15 protein-coding genes are annotated in these 19,891 nt (G+C 68.5%); 5 read left to right on the plus strand and 10 right to left on the minus strand.

Annotation, left to right across the window (positions count from 1 at the left end):
• Positions 1–39: 39 nt before the first annotated feature.
• From ABD716_RS07575 to ABD716_RS07590, 4 genes are all read right to left on the minus strand, one after another.
• On the minus strand, positions 40–1,272 hold the full coding sequence (locus ABD716_RS07575) for a DUF6414 family protein (protein ID WP_344775445.1): 1,233 nt from the start codon (positions 1,270–1,272) through the stop codon (positions 40–42).
• A 44-nt stretch (positions 1,273–1,316) separates the two neighbouring features.
• Complete coding sequence (locus ABD716_RS07580; protein ID WP_344775447.1) at positions 1,317–2,498, minus strand: ATP-binding protein; 1,182 nt, start codon at positions 2,496–2,498, stop codon at positions 1,317–1,319.
• Between the two features lie 144 nt (positions 2,499–2,642).
• A complete protein-coding gene (locus ABD716_RS07585; protein ID WP_344775449.1) occupies positions 2,643–3,341 on the minus strand; it encodes an adenylate/guanylate cyclase domain-containing protein in 699 nt (232 codons plus the stop codon).
• Positions 3,338–3,856, minus strand: a complete 519-nt coding sequence (locus tag ABD716_RS07590) for a Pycsar system effector family protein (RefSeq protein WP_344775451.1) — start codon at positions 3,854–3,856, stop codon at positions 3,338–3,340. Before ABD716_RS07590 ends, ABD716_RS07585 begins: the two co-directional genes overlap by 4 nt.
• 235 nt (positions 3,857–4,091) lie before the next feature.
• Here ABD716_RS07590 and ABD716_RS07595 point away from each other — a divergent pair, with 235 nt between their 5' ends.
• Entirely contained in the window at positions 4,092–5,915 is a 1,824-nt protein-coding gene (locus tag ABD716_RS07595; protein WP_344775453.1) for a DUF4209 domain-containing protein, read from the plus strand.
• Positions 5,916–6,054: 139 nt separating this feature from the next.
• Here the strand turns inward: ABD716_RS07595 and ABD716_RS07600 are convergent, their stop codons facing one another.
• Positions 6,055–7,971, minus strand: a complete 1,917-nt coding sequence (locus tag ABD716_RS07600; protein ID WP_344775455.1) for an ABC-F family ATP-binding cassette domain-containing protein — start codon at positions 7,969–7,971, stop codon at positions 6,055–6,057.
• 153 nt (positions 7,972–8,124) lie between these two features.
• Between ABD716_RS07600 and ABD716_RS07605 the strand changes: the two genes are divergently transcribed.
• Positions 8,125–11,019 (plus strand): helix-turn-helix transcriptional regulator, encoded by a 2,895-nt coding sequence (locus ABD716_RS07605; RefSeq protein ID WP_344775457.1) that lies wholly within the window; start codon positions 8,125–8,127, stop codon positions 11,017–11,019.
• A gap of 183 nt (positions 11,020–11,202) precedes the next feature.
• On the opposite strand, the gene ABD716_RS07610 is transcribed toward ABD716_RS07605, so the two are convergent.
• From ABD716_RS07610 to metG, 4 genes are read right to left on the minus strand one after another with little or no spacing between them, the layout of a single operon-like run.
• On the minus strand, positions 11,203–12,141 hold the full coding sequence (locus tag ABD716_RS07610) for a 4-(cytidine 5'-diphospho)-2-C-methyl-D-erythritol kinase (protein WP_344775459.1): 939 nt from the start codon (positions 12,139–12,141) through the stop codon (positions 11,203–11,205).
• On the minus strand, positions 12,134–12,991 hold the full coding sequence (rsmA, locus tag ABD716_RS07615) for a 16S rRNA (adenine(1518)-N(6)/adenine(1519)-N(6))-dimethyltransferase RsmA (RefSeq protein ID WP_344775461.1): 858 nt from the start codon (positions 12,989–12,991) through the stop codon (positions 12,134–12,136). Before rsmA ends, ABD716_RS07610 begins: the two co-directional genes overlap by 8 nt.
• Positions 12,988–13,887, minus strand: coding sequence for a TatD family hydrolase (locus ABD716_RS07620; protein WP_344775463.1), 900 nt, complete (start codon positions 13,885–13,887; stop codon positions 12,988–12,990). The genes rsmA and ABD716_RS07620 overlap by 4 nt, the downstream gene beginning before the upstream one ends.
• 3 nt (positions 13,888–13,890) lie before the next feature.
• Complete coding sequence (gene metG / locus ABD716_RS07625; RefSeq protein WP_344775465.1) at positions 13,891–15,465, minus strand: methionine--tRNA ligase; 1,575 nt, start codon at positions 15,463–15,465, stop codon at positions 13,891–13,893.
• A gap of 133 nt (positions 15,466–15,598) precedes the next feature.
• On the opposite strand from metG, the gene ABD716_RS07630 reads away from it, so the two are divergent.
• Entirely contained in the window at positions 15,599–16,036 is a 438-nt protein-coding gene (locus ABD716_RS07630) for a DUF4190 domain-containing protein (protein WP_344775467.1), read from the plus strand.
• On the opposite strand, the gene rsmI is transcribed toward ABD716_RS07630, so the two are convergent.
• Positions 16,033–16,848 (minus strand): 16S rRNA (cytidine(1402)-2'-O)-methyltransferase, encoded by an 816-nt coding sequence (gene rsmI / locus ABD716_RS07635; RefSeq protein WP_344775469.1) that lies wholly within the window; start codon positions 16,846–16,848, stop codon positions 16,033–16,035. The genes ABD716_RS07630 and rsmI overlap by 4 nt on opposite strands.
• 50 nt (positions 16,849–16,898) lie before the next feature.
• Between rsmI and ABD716_RS07640 the strand changes: the two genes are divergently transcribed.
• Together ABD716_RS07640 and ABD716_RS07645 are read left to right on the plus strand one after the other, a co-directional pair.
• On the plus strand, positions 16,899–18,599 hold the full coding sequence (locus tag ABD716_RS07640) for a dolichyl-phosphate-mannose--protein mannosyltransferase (protein WP_425553405.1): 1,701 nt from the start codon (positions 16,899–16,901) through the stop codon (positions 18,597–18,599).
• 319 nt (positions 18,600–18,918) lie between these two features.
• A complete protein-coding gene (locus tag ABD716_RS07645; protein ID WP_344775473.1) occupies positions 18,919–19,854 on the plus strand; it encodes a nucleoside hydrolase in 936 nt (311 codons plus the stop codon).
• Positions 19,855–19,891: the final 37 nt, after the last annotated feature.

The following is a 19,891-nucleotide window of genomic DNA, read 5'->3' on the forward strand; positions in this document are numbered from 1 at the left end:
GTCCGACACGGCCGTCTCCTCTCGGATCAGGCCGGACCCTCACACACCGTTAAACCGACAGTCCCTCTCTCCGACCAGGTATTGCTTTTCGGTCCGTGTCGGCACCACCCGTACCTGGCGTGAGTTGCCATTCTGATCGAGCTGCGCTTCCGCTAAGGCTTGATCACGGCCCTCGGCGCGTACGTCTGGATCGGGCGACGGAACGTTCTCGGTGTCGAATAGTTGGTCGACCTCGTTGAAGGCTTGAACCACCGATGAGGCGCTCGGAAGCATTGGCGCCATAGCCGTGGCTATCAACGAGATCTGTTCGTCGAGTTCGACGGCGCGTTCCGGTGATGAAATGGCAGCCGCATAGCGTCGGAGCGCGTCATAGAGCTGCGGCTGTATTGCAGAGGTTTGGTTTGCCACAGGGTCGAAGCCCGCTGTGATCATGTCGATGGCCGCGCTCATCGACTCGAGGCCTGGGAGGTCTCTCACCGCGTCGAAGAGCTTCACCGGGGTCCAGCCTGTCGTGGGCACATCCTGGCTTACGCGTACGAGTGCCGTACATTCAGCGCGGTCGAAAAGCGCGCGACGTACGTCGATCCAGTAGTTGTCCACCTGAGTCAAGGCAACGAGTCGCAGAGGCTCCGTCGCCTCGGAGGCACGTGTTATCAGTTTTTGCTTGGCGTCCCAGCCCCAGTCCACGAGTTCTGAGTCGATGGGCGCCTGTTCGATGAGTAGTTGTCGAAGCAGATCGCCGACTTCCACGAACTGTCTCGCGCCAGGGAAGGAGAACATACTCGTCCCTTCCGCTAGCGACCCCGTCGTCGAGGCGAATGAGCCGAATCGGAATGCCCGATCGGCTTCGAGGCGAATGCGGACCTCGATGAGGTCGCCGCGTTGCAGCGGCCTTTCGGCGTGAGTGAAGACTCCATGCTCATCTGGTGCGCCCTGCCATAGCAGGCTTCCCTTCCCGAACGCGCGTTCGCGATCCAGGAAGTCCCGGAAGAGGGATTGCTCGGAGGCGACCCGCTCAACCTGGATCGATTGGGAGGTGCTGCTACGGAGTTTGGCTCCCGCTGTGGCGGAGCCGAGCGCGGGGATCGAATAGTCGAAACCACCGTTGATCTCTGCATCGCGAGTCTGTGACCGGGTGATCGTCATGCGAGCATCCTCCGGACCATATCGAGAGATGTAGAGGCTGCGCAGCGCGATGCTGTCGAGGTAGAGGAACTGCCGGATGTTGCCGAGCGGGTCGGTAAAGCGGCGGAGCCGGTCGATCTTTCGCAATGCGCGGGCGCGGCGTTGCCTGTTCCACCAATTTGTTAGGCGTCTCATCGTGTTCCATTCAGTCGATTGGCTCGCGCATCTCTGGCCCGCTCGAAGCCCATCAGGAAATGGTCGTTCCGGATAGCCGAGCGCCCAGCGATGACCGTGAGCTCTCCGGCGTGCTTCCAGATCGCTTCGAGATCGGCGGCTGTCCAGCCGTCCGTGGCGTCTGCAACGCCGGCGTAGTCGAGACCCCCGGTCGTGACGCGGCGGCGCGCGGTGAGGATCGAATACCGGTCAGCGCTATCTGGGAGGCGAAAGCTCACTTCTCTATCGAATCGGCCAGGTCGGCGCAGCGCGCGGTCTATGTCATGTACACGGTTAGTGGCGCCGATAGTGATGACGTTGTCATGCGAGGCCATCCCATCCATGTTCGTCAAGAACACATTCACCAGGCGGGAACCCTGATCGTGCTCCGAGCCCCGCTCCCGGGTGAGCACTTCGATCTCGTCAATGAAGATGATGGACAGATCTTGTCTTGCAGCATCCTCATAGATCGATTCAAGGCGCTGCTCGCTTTCGCTGACCAGGCGACCGCCTAGCGAGGCGGTCGTGACGAGGTAGAGCATGGCGCCGGACTTCGCGGCCATGATCTGAGCGAGGAATGTCTTGCCGGTACCGGGCGGTCCCTCAAACAGAATGCCGCGAACAGGATCAACTCCGAGAGCGCTGAGACGGCGGCGGGCTTCCAGATCCGTATGCACGGCCACGATGTCCTTTGCTTCGCGCACGATGTCGGGGGAACCCGCAAACTGGTCCCACTCGAGGTCCGCATTGGGTAGGCGCCGAACGGTCGTGACGTCGAAGCCGTCCTCTCCCAGTAGGGAAGCCCTGACGCGCTCTGTGGTGACGACCTCCAGTAGCTCAGGGCGTTCGTCATAGGCGACGGTGTCCCCGGACTGAATCTCGATCCCATCAGGGATCGTTCGCATGTGGATTTCAAGACCCGACCGGATCAGCGCCTGGGTGTCAGTGACGTGCGTCACCGAACCGACGTTGATACGCGGTTCCCAGTCAGCCTCAACGCCGATCGTCCACTCGCCGTCGTTGTCACAAAGGACCACATCGCCAACTTGCAGCCCCAGGTTCGTCACCTCGGAATCTCCCACAAATAGGACTCCGTTGGTGGCGCGAAGCATGGGAACCCCATTGCTGAGATGATCGACCTTCGCAATGATCGACTGCATGTCGCTCCCGCCCGCTTGAAATGTGTGCAGAACATCTGCGACTACACAGCCCGCGCAGTTTAGAGCGGGTGTCCGACATAGATTTCTCGACCAAGGCGCAGAGTCCTCACGTCAGGCCGCGTAGTCACGGAAATCAGATTTCTACTACGGAGAACGCCAGTACGTCGTGCCGTAGACCCGACCGAATGTCTGCACACCACCCAGGTCGGTCCAAATCGCACTCATGCCGTCGTTCTTTTTCTTGGCCTTGTCGTTCAGCATCTTGAAGACAGCCTCGGTGATGTAAGTCGAGTAACCGGACTTGAGCGCGGCGAGCTTTGCCGCAATGTTGGCAGCGTTGCCAACCCACACGATGTCATTCGCGTTCCGAACACCGGTGCGAACTGCGGTGACTGGCGATGAGGCAATCCCCACCTTCTGTTTCAGCACATAGGTGTTCTTCGGATACTGCGCTTGGATCGCCGGTTGAATGATCTTCTCGACGGCCCATTCGATCCGATACGCCGCAATTGCCGCATTCGAGTTCTTCGAGTCGCCAATGAACACAGCCATAATTCGATCACCGTCGTAGGCGGTGATGACTCCGCCCATCGAGCGAATGATCTGCGCGGCGCAGAAGAGGTAGGTCTTGAATACCTCCGCTGCGAAAAGCGCGCTCCGACTAGTCACCAGGTCCGTCGAGTCGGCGAGGTCGGCATAAAGCACGACCGCGTCAAGATCGACCGCCTCGTTCTTGAGGGTGAGATCCGCCGGCTCTGGAACTTTCTGCCCATTGCGCCTGTCCCATGTCGAGGCAAGTGCATCTTTCACCCAGGCGCTGAGCCGGTCTTCGAGTTCACTCACTTGGCCACGCATCCCAGAACCAGCAGCACGAACAGCGCCGCGATCGCGGCAATACCAAGGAGCATGAGATAAAGCGATGCCTGAAGCCATACGTGCTTGAGCCAAGCAATCTTGGACATGCTCACGAGTTGACGCGCGAGTTGTGCGACCCCCAACTCGTCATTCTCGACCATGCTCTTCGCCAGCTCGTCCGGGTCCCAGAGCCGCAAGTGCCCGAAGAAGATCCGGTTCCTTCGATACTCACTCTTCATGTGGCGACGCCTGAGTTGCGGCAGCACGGCGAGAATAGACAGCACCACGCTTGCAAGCAGCAGGGCGACTCCGCCCCAAAGTAGCCAGACGGTCCAGTTTGCAATTCCTTCAAGGACGCGACCATCAGTTGCGAGGGTCACGATGAACCCCAGGACCGCCGCCTCAATCGCTAACGATATCGACGCCTTGACATCCACGCGGGCCGTCCATTCGGAGATGCTGTCGTGCACCCGCCAGGCAAACTCCTCGTCAGGGGCCGTCATAAACACGCCCCTACGTATCCGGCAACGTACTTCACGCTGCCCCGCGGGCGCAGAGCCTCGCCGGGCCAATCGACGCGAACTTTCATAGTTCTCTCAGCGTAGCCAGAGCCTCCGACGGCGCAGCTCGGGCCATCGGAAAGCGCGGGGAGGGGGAACTCACCAGGGTCGAACATTGTCGCGCCAGTCCTGGGCCGAGCCGCAACCAGTGTCGGCGGCCACCCATAGCCTGTATCTCGTGACCGCCACCCCCGACTCGCGCTGGCAGGCTGCTGCTCGACAGCCTGACTTGCAGGCCGCGCTCGCCAACGACGATGGGACGCTCCTGATGGGCAGTCCTCTCCGGGCTATTGCAGATGACGCCGATGCCGATGAGGATGTCCGATACCTCGCGGGGCTTCTCGCAACGGTCGCATGGTTCATGCCGAACGCCAACGACTGGACGAACCCCTACGGTCCTTTCGCTGCATTCGGCGACCGACGGAGCCCGATTCCCGCGGATTTCGTGGAAGCAGACATCACCGTGTTGGCTGAGATCGCCGACCTGATCCCCAACCTCGTCCTCCGGAGTCGCGTGCTCGACGTCGTAGCAATCGCTGGGGACCCTGCGCTTCGCCCGATTCGGCATGCCGCGCAGCTCCAGGCGCTGGCCGACCACGGGGTGACGAGCGAGGCGATGACGCACGCCGATGAGCAGTGGGACCGCGGGCTTGCTGTTGGTGTTCGCTTCCGTGGTGTTGCCTCAGCGCAGCTCGACGAGATCGAGCGCCAGCTTGTCGAGGCCGCGAGCACATCATCCGATGGCGGGCTCGCGGTGCGCGCAGCTCGGTTGCTCGGGGACCACCGGCTTGGACGAGAGCATGCGGCGGCGATCGCGGAACACCTTGCGGGGCATGCAGAGGGTATCGAGTCAATCGCCGCCCAGCACACCCTGGAGACCGCGGCCGAGTGGTATCGGCGTGCAGGCGATCCAGAGGCTGCTGAGGACGCGACATACGCAATCATTGAGCGATTGATCACTGAGGCCGACGCTTCTGAGGCCTTCCGTGCATCCATCCACTTGGAGATGGCGCTCAAGATTCTCCGCACACTGCCTCGCGCAGCCCGCGAGCGCCTCGGCGTCGCCGACCTACCAACGGAACTCGCTCGCCGGATCCGGGAGAGTGGCGCAGCGGCCATCGGTCAGATGAGAGTGTTCACCACGGAAAGTGTCGACCTCAGCGGCCACGTCACAGAGTTGCTTGCTGCGATCCGTAGCGATGATCCAGTCGAATCGGTGCGGCGTTTCGCCGGCATCCAGCCTTTCGCAAACCTGTCGGCGTTTCGGACGGAGGCGGAGCAGCGTGAACGGCAGTTCCCCCTTTCATCCCTTTTTGGGCGACGCACTCTTAGTTCCGACGGACGAACCGTGTACCGCTCGCCTACTGGTGACGCCGCCACGATCTACGGTGAGAAGGCATCAATTTGGGAAGGGCTGATCCAGCACTACCAGCTACGGGTCAATCTCCTCGGCGGCATCGTGCTGCCGAGAGCTTGGGGACAGTTGTCCACTGATCACCGGCTTCACATCGGCGACTTCCAGGCCCTTGCTGCAAGTAGCACCATCGTTCCGAGCACGCACGAGGGAGTCTTCGCACGGGGGCTGCACTACGGATACAGCGGCGACTTCGGGGCCGCGGTGCACCTTCTCGTACCTGCCATCGAAGCGCTCGTGCGGCTCCACCTTGCAAACGCGGGCGAGCGCACGAGCACGATCAGCGCCGACGGCAATGAGAATGAGATCGGTCTTTCCTCGCTCATGGAGAACGAGCGAGTCGTCGATATTTTCGGAGAGGATGTCGCGTTCGAGCTTCGCGCACTGCTGTGCGGACCTATCGGCCCAAACCTCCGCAACGAAGTCGCACACGGACTGCTCGGCGACGCGGTGTTCTCTTCGGGCGTCAGCATCTACCTCTGGTGGCTCACACTCAAGCTCGTCTTCATGCCCTACTGGAACGCGCTGCACGATCCAGAGGCAGCTGAAGCGCGCGAACCAACTGTCCCGGAACCCGACTCGGACTAGCCCGCTGAGCCGACCAAAACGGTCCGACAGTTGGCCCCGGTGAGTACAACGCGGCGGCCAGCCTGTGACCTCAAAGTCCCAACGTCTCGTTCCTGGAATCCGAACATCTCATTCCTCGCGGTTTCCAGCTATTACCCAATCACTCGGATAGCGCAGAGAGCTCAAGCCATCGGTTCTCAAGGGCCGCGATCTCATCCTCCACGGTCGCGATCTTCTGCATTTCGACGCCTAGGAGCGCGTAGTCGGACTGGTCGAGGTCGGCCAGGGCAACCTTGCTGTCGGCAACCTGTTGCTGAAGACGAGAGATGCGCCGCTCCAGCGAAGCCAGCTCCTTTTCTGCGTCGCGAAGCTCCTTGCCGGAGAGCTTGCTGCTACCGGCCTGACCAGCACTTTCAGTCAATCCAGGGGGACTTGATGAGGCGGCTTGTCGGTCGGCGGCGGACAGCCGCAGGTACTCGTCGACGCCGCCCGGCAGATGCCTCAGGCGCCCACCGAGGATCGCGTACTGCTGATCGGTCACCCGCTCCAGGAAGTAGCGATCGTGGCTGACCACGAGCAGCGTGCCAGGCCAGGAGTCGAGCAGATCCTCCATCGCCGCGAGCATGTCGGTGTCGAGGTCGTTGGTCGGTTCGTCGAGGATCAGCACATTGGGCTCGTCGAGCAGGATCAGCAGCAGCTGCAGCCGGCGCTTCTGACCGCCCGACAGGTCCTTCACGGGCATCGACAGCTGCGCGCTCGAGAAGCCCAGCCGCTCGAGCAGCTGCCCGGGGGTGAGCTCCTGCGCCTTCGAGCCCGCGCCGATCGTGTAGCTCGTGCGCAGCCGGCCGATGACCGTGCGCACCGGCTCATCGAGCACGTCGTCGAGCTCGTCGAGGCGCTGCGTGAGGGTCGCGACCTTCACCGTCTTGCCGCGCTTCACGCGGCCCGTCGTGGGGCTGACCGTGCCCGAGATCAGCCCGAGCAGGGTCGACTTGCCCGCGCCGTTGACGCCGAGCACGCCGCTGCGCTCACCCGGCGCGATGCGCCAGGTGATGTCGCGCAAGACCGTGCGCCGGTCTCCATTCGGCTTCGCCGAGTCGACCAGCGAGGGCGGGGACGCCGAGTCGACCAGCGAGAGCGGCTCCGCCGAGTCGACCCGCGAGGGCGAGGACGCCTCGGCTGCGAGCGGGAACTCGACCGACACGTCGAGCAGGTCGACGACGTCCTTGCCGAGGCGCGAGACGGCGAGCCGCTGGAGCGACACGGCATCGCGCACCTCGGGCACGTCGGCGATCAGAGCGTTCGCGGCGTCGATGCGGAACTTGGGCTTCGAGGTGCGCGCGGGCGCTCCCCTGCGCAACCAGGCGAGCTCTTTGCGCGCCAGGTTCTGCCGGCGCGCCTCGGTGGCCGCCGCCATGCGGTCGCGCTCGACGCGCTGCAGGATGTACGCCGCGTAGCCGCCCTCGAACGGCTCGACGATGCGGTCGTGCACCTCCCACGTGGCGGTGCAGACCTCGTCGAGGAACCACCGGTCGTGGGTGACGACCACGAGGGCGCCGGCGCCTGCGGCCCAGCGCGTCTTGAGGTGACCGGCGAGCCAGGCGATGCCTTCGACGTCGAGATGGTTGGTGGGCTCGTCGAGGAAGATCACGTCCCAGTCGCCGACCAGCAGGGCCGCGAGCGCGACACGGCGGCGCTGACCGCCCGAGAGGGTCTCGATGCGGGCATCCCACGCGATGTCGCCGACCAGCCCCGCGAGGACGTCGCGCGTGCGGGCATCCCCCGCCCACTCATGGTGCGCGGCGTCGCCCACGATCGCCTCGGACACCGTGAGCGCCGGGTCGAGCGTGTCGGCCTGGTCGAGCATTCCGAGGCGCAGGTCGCGGCGGCGTGTGACGCGCCCGGCGTCGGGCTCGAGCCGGCCCGCGAGCAGGCGCATCAGCGTCGACTTGCCGTCGCCGTTGCGACCGACGATGCCGACGCGATCGCCCTCCTGCAGTCCGAGCGTCACGGAATCGAAGACGACACGGGTCGGGAATTCCAGGTGCAGCGACTCGGCGCCGAGGAGGTGAGCCATTCCTTCCAGGATAGGGCGCGGGCATGCACCTCCTAATTGGGGGATGCGCGGCGGGTGCTCGCGCCGCAACTCTGTGGCACCCTGAAAGCCGACCGTGCCGCCGGAACCCGAACGCTGGGCACTGTCGCTGTTTTTCAGCCCGGGGGGAACGGCATGAGCGCATACCCGACGCCGCATGCGGTGGCGACGGCGGCGACCCGTGAGCAGCTGCGCTCCGCCGTCGAGCGCGTGTCGTCGCTCGCTCTCGAGCCGCATGCGCGCGTCGGCTCCGTCCTGATCTACGGTCCCGAGGGTTACCAGTCAGCCGCCCTGCTGCGCGACTCGATCCGGCTGCTCGAGGACTGGACACTCGTCACAGCGGTCGCCGACGAGCGCGAGCGCCGCACCGACTGGTCCTTCCTCGAGATCGTGAACGCGTCGCTCGCGCGCTTCGGCACACAGGTCGTGACGCCGCTCTCGGCGCCGGGGTCTCCCGACGACCCCGCCGTGGTGGGCCGCAGCCTCGCGCGCGCGTTCGCTGCCGTGGGCGGCCCGATCTGCCTGCTCGCCGAGAACATCCACTTCGCCGACCAGAAGTCGGCCGACGCCGTTCTGTTCGCCGTGCGCCGCAATGCGCGGCGGCCGCATCTGCTCGTCATGTCGACCGAGTCGCTCGCGAACCCGACCGCGCGGCTGCTCGAGGGCTTCGCCCACTCCCGCCCGGAGCACAACGAGCTCGTGCGGCTGCCCGCGCTCTCCCCCGGCGACATCCAGGAGATCGCCGTCGAGCGGCTCGGTCGCCCGGTGGCGGGACGGGTGGCACGGCGCTTCGCGGCGGACACCGACGGGAACCCCACCCTGGTCGCGGCGCTGCTCGACGCCTACCGCAGCGACGTGCTCGAGGCGCCGCACCCCCCGGCCGTCGACCTCGACCGAGGGCGGGTCGTGCCCCTGTTGCCGAGCCAGCAGCGCGCGCTCCAGTCCGCCGCGCCCGGCGCGCGCACCGCCGCCGGGATCGTGGCCGTGCTTCGTGAGCCGACGGCGGTCACGACCGTCGGGCGGATCGCCGCGTGGCTCGGTCTCACCGAGGCTTTCGGCGCCTTCGACCTCGACGCCGCCGAGCGCTCGGGCCTGGTGCATGTCATGGAGGAGACCGCGGTTCCGACCGTCGCCCCGCCGACGCGGGTCGCCGCCGACTGCATCGCGGCGGACATCCCCCTCGAACGCCGCCGCGAGATCCACGCCGCCGCGGCCGACGTGCTGACCGGCCCCGCGCAACTGCGCCACCGCATCGGCGCGGCGCGGCCCGAGGACACGGCGCTGGTCGCGGACCTGCTCGAGGCCGCCCGCACGCGCGTCTCCGTCGGCGACGGAGAGCACGGGATGTCGCTGGCGCTCGCGGCGCTGCAGCTGGCGACCCCCGGCGCGGAGTACGAGCACGCGCTGCTGTTCGTCGGCACCCTCGCCATCCGCCTGCACGAGCATCAGCGGATCTTCCACCTCAAGGGCGACCTGGCCTCGCTGCCGGCTACGGCCCTGCGCGACGCGATCCTCGCCGACCTCGAGGTCGTCACGGGCCACCGCGAGGCCGGCATCGAGCGCGCCCTCGCCGTCATCGCGGCACGCGGCGGCTCGCCGTCGCTGCGCGCACTCGCCGCGCATTCGGCCGCGATGCTGCCCCTCTACGACGCCATCAACGATCAGCACGAGTCCATCGCCGAGCACGTCGCGCTCGCGCGGTGGGTTCTTGCCGAGGCCCCCGCACGCCCGCAGGAGGTCGAGCAGGATCTCAGGTGGATCGTGCGCCCAGCCGACAACGAGCTCTGGCTGACCGCCTGGGAGCTCGTCGCCGCCGCGCGCCTGCGCGACGCCGAGCGACTCGCCGACCGCATGTCGCGCATCGACCGGCTGCTGCGCGGCAGCCCCGATTCCCCCGCCGCGGTCGATGCCCTCGTCTACCAGGCACGCACCTTCCTCTATGCGGGGCGGGTGACGGATGCCGCGAACCGCCTGCACCGCGTCATCCGCGTGGCAGCCGGCTTCCCCGGCTCGTGGCTGCGGCACATGGCGCTCACGATGCACGCGCACGTGCTCTTCCTCATCGGCGACTGGGAGAAGTCGCTGCTCTCGGGCCGCATGGCGCTCGACAGTGCGTTCGACGACCCCTATCCGGCGACACTTCCGACGGCCTACGCCGTGTCGGGGCTGGTGTCAGCCGCGCGCGCCGAGGTCGATCAGGTGCGCCACATCGAGCGGATGCTGAGCCTGCTGCCCGATTCCGGTGGCGGCGCCGTGCCCTACGACCCCGACCTGCCCGACCTGCTGCGGGCCGAGCTCGCGCTGGCGGTCGGCGACCCGCTCGCGCAGTTCCAGGCGACCGAGACCGCGCGCGTCGCGACCCGGCGCGGCAGCGTGTGGAGCTGGCTGTCACTCCACATCGATGCCCTGCTGAAGCTCGGCCGCACCGCCGAGGCGATCAGCATCGCCAATGAGGCGCTGTCGGGCGACTCCCCCTGGAGCCGGTCTCCGCTCGCGGTCAGCCGCCTGCGGGCACGCATCGCACTGGCATCCCGCGACTTCGAGCAGGCGAACCGCCTGTATGCCGGGGTCGTGCGCAGCCACACGGCCGCCGGTCTGCCGTTCTCGCTCGCGCGCGACCGCGTCGATTACGCCGAGTCGCTGCGCGCCTCGGGCGAGAGTGCCCTCGCCCTCGAGCAGCTCGAGCAGGCCGCGGCCGTCTTCCGCACGCTCAAGGCGAGCACGTATCTGCTGCGCACCCTCGAGAGCATGGATGCGCTCGTCGATGGGCCCGTGCCCGAGGGCGGCGCGGCGCCCGCTGCCGCTCCCCTGTCGGAATCCGCGGATCTCGCCGAGCTCACCGCCCGCGAGCGCGAGGTCGCCCTCGCCGTCGCGGGCGGCCTCACCAACCGCGAGGTCGCGGAACTGCTGTACGTGTCGGTGACGACCGTCAACTTCCACGTGCGGAACATCCTCGGAAAGCTCGGGCTGCGGTCGCGGCGCGAACTGCGCGCGATCGTTCACCGGGGTGAAGGGCCAGTCAGGTCTTGACGGTTTGAGGGCCCGCGCGGGAAGGGTACCTAGACGCCCGGTTAGCCTGATCGAGCCAGGCGGGGGGTCACGCTTCTAGGTGCGCCCCACACCCCCCAACTCTCCCAACCCCGTGGTTCGACCCGACGAGCCGAACGGTCCCCCGCCGGCGCCTTAACCGGTTCAGGCGCGTCGGGCGCCGGCTCAGCCGACGACGCGGGCGCCGTGCACCGGGCCGGTGACCCGCTCGGCCAGCAGCCCCGACGCGGAAAGGGCGATCTGCAGGTCGAGGGCCGCGTCGCCGTCTTCTGCGAGGAACGCGACCGTCGGCCCCGAGCCCGAGACCAGCCCGGCGAGCGCGCCCGCCCGCTCCCCCGTCTCGAGCACAGAGGCGAGCTCTGGCGCGAGGTGGATCGCCGCCGCCTGCAGGTCGTTCGCCAGCACCTCGGCGAGCTGCCGGGCATCGCCCGCCCGCAGCGCCTGCAGCACGGCCGGATCCACGGTGGGCGCGAGCCTCGCCGGCAGCTCCGCCCGGTGCCGGTCGCGATGCCGGTCGAGCTCTCTGTACACGGCGGGCGTCGACAGCTGCGTGTCGGGAAGCGCGAGCACCCAGTGGAAGGTGCCGCGCGCGAGCGCGGGCGAGAGCTCTTCGCCGCGCCCCGTGCCGATCGCCGTTCCGCCCGCGAGCGCGAACGGCACATCGGCGCCCAGCAGCGCGGCCAGCTCGTGCAGCTCGTCTCGCGGAACCGCCGTGCCCCAGAGCGCATCGCACGCGACCAGTGCGGCCGCGGCATCCGCCGAACCCCCGCCCATGCCGCCCGCGATCGGAACGTGCTTCTCGATCTCGAGGCGCACGCCCCCCGCATAGCCCACGTGCGTCGCGAGCAGCCGCGCCGCGCGCAACGCGAGGTTCGTCTCGTCGACCGGCAGCACCGAGCAGTCGATGGGTCCGCGGAACGAGACGCTGAAGTCGGACGACTCGCTCGCGTACACCTCTTCGTACAGGCTCACCGCCTGATATGCCGTCGCGACCTCGTGGTAGCCGTCGGCCATCACCTCGCCGACGCCGAGATAGACGTTGATCTTGCCGGGCGCGCGCACGTGCACGCGCGCGTCCCGCCCGGTCTCGGTCGCCTCAGTCACCCGTCACCCCCAGCCCCCGCGCGATCGCGATGAACGCCGCCACATCGAGCTCCTCGCCGCGGGCGGTCGGCGGGCTGCCTGCCGCTTCCAGGGCGGCGGATGCCTCGGCCGAACCCCCGAACACGCCGGAGAGCGACTGGCGCAGCATCTTCCGCCGCTGCTGGAAGGCGGCGTCGACGACGGCGAAGGTGCGGCGGCGCAGCGCCTCGTCGCCCGGCGCCTCGCCCTTCTCGAAGGCGACGAGAATCGAGTCGACGTTCGGCACCGGCCAGAACACCTGCCGGCTGACATTGCCCGCGGTGCGCCAACGGCCGTACCAGGCGGCCTTCGCGCTCGGCGCGCCGTAGACCTTCGAGCCGGGGGCGGCGGCGATGCGCTCGCCCACCTCGGCCTGCACCATCACGACGCCCGAGCGCAGCGACGGCACCCTCTCGAGCAGGTGCAGCAGCACCGGCACCGAGACGTTGTACGGCAGGTTCGCCACGAGGCGGGTCGGCTCCCCCGGCAGCGCGTCGACAGTCAGCGCGTCCTGGTGGAGGACCGTGAGCCTCGCGGCGGCATCCGCCCCCAGCTGCGCCTCGACCGTGTGCGGCAGCTGCGCGGCGAGCCGGCCGTCGATCTCGACGGCGACGACGTTCGCCCCGGCCTCGAGCAGCCCGAGCGTCAGCGACCCGAGCCCCGGGCCGACCTCGACGACCGTGTCGCCCGCCTGCACCTCGCCGACGCGGACGATGCGGCGCACGGTGTTCGCGTCGTGGACGAAGTTCTGGCCGAGCTTCTTGGTCGGGGTCACGTCGAGCAGCTCGGCGAGGTCGCGCACCTCCGCCGGGCCGAGCAGTCCCTGGCTCACGCGCCGGCCCCCGCGCCGTCGCCCACGAGCGCCTCGAGCTCTGCGTCCCACGAGCCGTAGACCGTCTCGGCGTTGGCCGCGAGCTGCGCGGCGAGCTCGTCGACGGGCATGCCGAGCGTTTCGGCCATGAAGCGCACCGTGTGAGGCACCAGATAGGGGGCGTTCGGGCGGCCGCGATAGGGCGTGGGCGTCAGGTACGGGGCATCCGTCTCAACCGTGATCAGATCGCGCGGCACGACGGCGAGCGCCTCGCGCAGCGCGGGCGCGTTCTTGAACGTGACGGTGCCCGCGAACGAGAGCACCCAGCCGTGCTCCGCCGCCAGCCGCGCCAGTCGCGCATCGCCCGAGAAGCAGTGGAACACGGTGCGCCGGGGCGCCCCGACGCGCAGCAGCGTCGCGACCACCTCGTCGTGGGCGTCGCGGTCGTGGATCTGCAGGGCGAGACCGTGCCGCTTCGCGATGTCGATGTGCGCCTCGAAGCTCTGGAACTGCGCGGCGCGGCCCGGCTCGTCGGTGCGGAAGAAGTCGAGCCCGGTCTCGCCGACGGCGCGCACGCGCGGGCGAGCGGCGAGCTCGTCGATCGTCGCGAGGGCGTCGTCGAGAGCGCCGGATGCCGCGAGCTCGGGCGCCTCGTTGGGGTGCAGCGCCACCGCGGCCAGCATGCGGCGGTCGCGCACGGCGTGCTCCGCGCTCCAGATCGACGTCTCGACGTCGACGCCGACCTGCACCACCCCGCGCACGCCGACGGCTTCCGCACGGTCGAGCTGCTCGCGCCACCCGAGCTGCTCGAGGCCGGGCTCGTCGCGATGGATCGCCGGGTCGAGGTGCGTGTGATCGTCGTAGACCGGCACGGCGAGCGCGTCGGGCAGCGGCGGGTAGGAGCGGTCGGATGCCACGCGCTAGACAGCCTCGATACGCGGGAAGAGCGGCTCGAGCTCGCCGACGACGGTGCCCGGCTTCAGCTGGCCCCACTCGCCGGCCGCGCGCAGCGGCTGCTCAGGGAGGGCCCCCAGCGAGTCCTCGACGCCAAGCGCCGACCACAGCTTCGGCGTCGCCTTCGTCAGCACGGGCGAGAGCAGCACGGCGAGAGCGCGCAGGCCCTCTGTGGCGGTGTACAGCACGGTCGCGAGGCGGTCGCGCGTGGCCTCGTCCTTCGCGAGCGCCCACGGCTCCTGCTCTGTGATGTAGCCGTTCAGCGCGTCGACGATCTTCCACACCGCGGCGAGCGCGTCGTGGATCGCGAAACGCTCCATCGCGGCGTCGGCCTCGAGTGCGGCCGCGCCAACGGTCGTCTGCACGGCGAGATCGGCGGCCTCGTCGGCGACTGGCTGCGGCACGACGCCGTCGAAGTAGCGCTTCACCATCGCGATCACGCGCGAGGCGAGGTTCCCGAAGCCGTTCGCGAGCTCGGCCTGGTAGCGCGCCGCGAGGTCCTCCCACGAGAACGAGCCGTCCTGCCCGAAGGAGATCGCGCGCATGAAGTAGTAGCGGAAGGCATCCGACCCGAAGGTGTCCGTGATCTCGTTCGGCGCGATGCCCGTCAGCTTCGACTTCGACATCTTCTCGCCGCCGACGAGCAGCCAGCCGTGGCCGAACACGCCCGCGGGAACGGGAAGGCCGGCGGCGAGCAGCATGGCCGGCCAGATGACGGCGTGGAAGCGCAGGATGTCCTTGCCGACGATGTGGCGGGCGGGCCAGCGGCGCTGGAACTGCTCGTCGTCCTCTCCATAGCCGATCGCCGTCGCGTAGTTCAGCAGCGCGTCGACCCACACGTAGAGCACGTGCTTCTCGTCCCAGGGGATCGGGATGCCCCAGTCGAAGCTCGAGCGCGAGATCGAGAGGTCGTTGAGCCCCTGCGAGACGAAGGCGACGACCTCGTTGCGCGCGCTCTCGGGCTGCACGAAGTCGGGCTGCGACTTGTAGAGGTCGAGCAGCTGCTGCTGGAACGCGCTCATGCGGAAGAAGTAGTTCTTCTCCTGCAGGAGCTCGAGCGGGCGGCCGTGGATGGCGCAGACCTTCTGCCCGGCATACTCGCCCGCGCCCTCGACGATCTCGGACTCGGGCTTGAACTCCTCGCAGCCGACGCAGTACAGCCCTTCGTACTCGGCCTCGTAGATGTGGCCGGCCTCGCGCAGCTTCTCGATGAAGAGCTTCACGCGGCGCTCGTGCCGCTCGTCGGTGGTGCGGATGAAGTCGTCGTTGGCGATGTCGATCGTCTCGAGCAGCGGCTTCCACGCGGTCTCGACGAGCCGGTCGGTCCATTCCTTGGGGCTCGCGCCGTTCGCGGTCGCGGTGCGCAGGATCTTCTGGCCGTGCTCGTCGGTGCCCGTGAGCAGCCAGGTGTCGTCGCCCGCCTGACGGTGCCAGCGCGTCATGACATCGGCCGCAACCTCGGTGTAGGCGTGGCCGATGTGCGGCACGTCATTGACGTAGAAGATGGGCGTGGTCAGGTAGAACGAGCGGCCGTCTGGCATGCGTTAAATCCTAGGGGCGGATGCCGCTGCGCCTGCGCCGTCCCTGATGAGGTTACGTTTCGCCCGCCGATCCTTATCCAAGACACCGGCTTTGTCATCGTGGCACCCGGGATGCCCGGCCTATTGTCACGGTGTGAGCACTCCGAACGAACCCCACGAGGCCCCCGCGCCCGGGGCCGCCCCCGCGCCGGCTCCCGCCGCTGGCACCTATTACTCGGCCCAGCCGGTCGTCGACCGGGCTCAGCTGCCGCCCTTCAACGTGATGGCGCTCATCACCTTCATCGGCGCCTTCATCATTCCCGTCGTCGGCATCGTGTGCGGGCACATCACCCTCGCCGAGTACCGCAAGGGGCTGCCCGAGCGCGGCCGGGAGTATGCGAAGGCCGGCCTCATCCTCGGTTACATCTTCACCGCGCTCTGGCTCGTGCTGATCGTCGTGTGGATCGTCTTCGCGTTCACGCACTTCGGCGGTGCGAGCGACGGTGTCTACCGCCAGGGCGGCTTCGGCGGGAACCGCAACTTCCCGATTCCCACGCCGCGGGTCACGCCCTACGGCGGCCAGGGGAACTAACGCGCGCGCAGAGCCGCCTCGTAGAGCTCGCGGCGCGACAGCCCGGTCTCGCCGGCGACCTCGGCCGCGGCATCCTTCAATCGCGTGCCGCCCGCGACCCGCTCGAGGACATCGGCGACGCCGCTCTCGAGCGACACGACCTTCTCGGCCGCGCCTTCCGTGACGATCACGATCTCGCCGCGCACGCCGCCCGCGGCCCAGGCGGCGAGCTCGGCGGCGGTGCCGCGGCGCACCTCCTCATGCAGCTTGGTGAGCTCGCGCGCGACGACGACGCGGCGATCGTCGCCGAAGAAGCGGGCGATGTCGGCGAGGGATGCCGCGAGGCGGTTCGGGGACTCGAAGAACACCAGCGTGCGGCGCTCGTCGGCGAGCGCCGTCAGCAGCTTGGCCCGCTCCCCCTCCTTCCGGGGCAGGAAGCCCTCGAACGCGAAGCGGTCGGTGGGCAGCCCCGAGAGGGCGAGCGCGGTCAGCACCGCGGACGGGCCGGGCAGCGCCGTCACCGTGACGCCGGCGGCGATCGCGGCCTGCACGAGGTGGTAGCCCGGGTCGCTGACGGTCGGCATGCCGGCATCCGAGATCAGCAGCACGTCGCTCGCACGCGCGAGCTCGACGAGGTCGCCCGAGCGGTCGCGCTCGTTGTGGTCGTGCAGAGCGATGAGCCGTGGCCGGTTCTCGACGCCCAGGCCCTGCAGCAGCCGCTGCGCCACCCGCGTGTCCTCGGCGGCGACGAGCTCGACCGAGGCCAGCGTGTCGACCAGCCGCCGCGTCGCGTCGCCGAGGTTTCCGATGGGCGTCGCGGCGAGGATGAGCATGCCCACGAGCCTATGCCGCGCCCAGATCGGCCATCGAAGGCCCGAGTACCATGGCGCGGGTGAGCCAGCCCGCCGACCCGGACGCCGCAGACGCCGAGTTCGACGAGATCGTCGATTCCTCCCGGCACGCGGAGCGACCAGAGCCGCCCGACGAGCCCGAGCCGACCGGCACCCGCCTCGACAGCTGGTGGGCCGCACGCCTCGCGACGCCGCTCGGCCGCCGCCTCTGGGACTGGGGCGGCCCGATCGCCGTCACCCTGCTCGCCGCCGCGCTGCGCCTCTGGCACCTCGGCCTGCCGCACTCGCTGGTCTTCGACGAGACCTACTACGTGAAGGACGCGTGGACGCTCTCGCACCTCGGCTACGAGGGCGCCTGGGTGGCGAACGCCGACCAGGACTTCAACGCGGGCAACGCGAGCGGCTGGTCGGCGAAGCCCGAGTTCGTCGCCCACCCCCCGCTCGGCAAGTGGATCATCGCCCTCGGCGAGCACCTCACCGGCATCGACAGCTCGGTCGGCTGGCGCCTGTCGACCGCCGTGGCCGGCATCCTCGCCGTCGTGCTCGTCATACTGATCGCCAAGAGGCTGTTCCACGGCTCGACGCTGCTCGGGTGCATCGCGGGCCTCTTGATGGCTGTCGACGGCAGCGCGATCGTCATGAGCCGCGTGGCACTGCTCGACAACTTCGTGATGCTCTTCGCGCTGCTCGGCGTGGGCGCGGTGCTGCTGGATCGTTCCTATCGCGACCGGCGGATTCGCCGCCTCACGGGCGCCGATTCGCCACCGCCGGGCTCCGCCCAGCGAGACGCGAAGCGTCTGCCTGGCCCGGTGCTGTGGCGCCCCTGGCTGCTCGCCGCCGGGCTCGCCTTCGGCCTGTGCGCGGGCGTCAAGTGGTCGGGCTTCTACTTCCTCGCGGTGTTCGGCGTCTACTCCGTGCTCTCCGACTTCGTGGCCTACCGGAAGGCGGGGTTCCTCGCCCCGACGGAGGGCCTCGCCCAGGCCGTCGTCAGCTTCGTCACGATGGTGCCGATCGCGATCGCGACCTACCTCGTGGCGTGGTCGGGCTGGCTGTTCACGAGCGGCGGGTGGGACAGGCACTGGGTCGAGGCGAATCCCGGGCAGAACGCCTGGCACGGGCTGCTGTCGTGGGTGCCGTACTGGGCGCAGAACCTCTGGCACTACAACACCGAGCTCTACGGCTATTCGATCAACCTGCACGCGACGCATCCGTACCAGTCGAACTCGCTGTGGTGGACGCTCATGCTGCGGCCGACGAGCATGTTCTACCAGTCGATCGGAACGGGCCAGAGCGGGTGCACGGCGGCCCAGTTCGGGTGCGCGCGGGCGATCACCGACCTCGGCAACCCGTTCATCTGGTGGGCGGGCACGCTCGCGCTGCTCGGGCTCGTCTACGTGCTGATCCGGCACCGCGACTGGCGCGCGGGGCTGCTGCTCACGGCGGTCGGCGCCGGGTGGCTGCCGTGGGTGATCCTGTACCACGGGCGCACCATCTTCACCTTCTACGCCATCGCCTTCGAGCCGTACCTGATCCTCGCGATCGTCTATTTCGTGGCCAAGGTGCTCGGCCGCCCCTCGGATTCCACGTACCGCCGCACCCGCGGCATCGCGAGCGTCGCCGCGTACCTCGCGATCGTGCTCGCGGCGAGCGCGTTCTTCTGGCCGATCTGGTCAGGCGTGCAGACCTCGTACGAGTTCTGGCGCGCCCACATGTGGCTGCGCAGCTGGATCTAGGGCCGGGGCGCGGATGCCTGTGGGCGGCGATCTCAGGGCCGCCGATGGAGCCCCGCGGGACGACCCGTAATGCGCCTCTGGCCACGAGTTCCGACACCTAGGGTCGTCTCGCAGTCTGGCCTCTTCGTTGGACGACCCGTCGTGCGCGAATCCGCGGCGAAAGCGGCGTCACGGGTCGTCTCGCGGACGCCGACCTCGCCGAGGCCCGCGCGTCGGGGCATCCTGCACCGTTGACGTGTGGGGCAAGCTCGCGCATCGGGTGAGCTCGCTTCTGGGCGTGGAGCCCCTCCTCTCGCCCGCCGTGCGCGAGAGTTGGTGCATGCCCCGCAAGATCATCCTCGACTGCGACCCCGGCCACGACGACGCGGTCGCCCTGCTGCTCGCGCAGGCGCACCCCGCGATCGAACTGCTGGCCGTCACGGCGGTCGCGGGCAACCAGAGCCTGCCCAAGGTGACGCATAACGCACTCGGCATCGCAACGCTCGCCGGCATCACCGCGCCGATCGCGGCCGGCGCCGACGGGCCGCTGCAGCGCTCGGCCGAGTTCGCCGCCGACATTCACGGGGACTCGGGCCTCGACGGGGTCGTGCTGCCCGAGGCATCCGTCGCCCTCGACGCCCGCAATGCCGTCGACCTCATCGTCGAGCTCGTCATGACGCACGAGCCGGGCGAGATCACGCTCGTGCCGACCGGGCCGCTCACCAATATCGCGCTGGCTGTGCGGCGCGAGCCGCGCCTCGTCGAGAGGGTCCGCGAGGTGGTGCTCATGGGCGGCGCGGCGCACCTCGGCAACCTCACTCCCGTCGCGGAGTTCAACATCGCGTTCGACCCCGAGGCGGCGGCAGAGGTCTTCGAGGCCGGCTGGCGCGTCACGATGGCAGGGCTCGACGTCACCCACCAGGCGCTGGCGACGCCCGAGGTCGCCGAGCGGATCACGGCCGTCGGCGGACCGAAGGCCGAGTTCATGACCGATCTGATCGCCGAATACGGCCGGCGCTACTCGGATGTGCAGGGCTTCGACTCCCCGCCGGTGCACGACCCGGTCGCCGTCGCGATCGTCATCGACGAGGAGCTCGGTGGCGGCCACGTCGAGCTCAGGCGCGCGCCGATCGCCGTCGAGACGAAGGGCGAGCACACCACCGGCATGACCGTCGTCGATCTGCGGCCGTGGGTGCAGCGCGACGTGCCGACCGCGGTCGCCCTCGGCCTCGACGCCGACTGGTTCTGGGGGCTCGTGACCGACGCGGTGCGCTGAGCGCGGCGGCGCCGCCCGAGGCATCCCCCGCTCTCTA

The sequence above is a fragment of the Gryllotalpicola kribbensis genome (genome assembly GCF_039538245.1).
Classification (GTDB): domain Bacteria; phylum Actinomycetota; class Actinomycetes; order Actinomycetales; family Microbacteriaceae; genus Gryllotalpicola; species Gryllotalpicola kribbensis.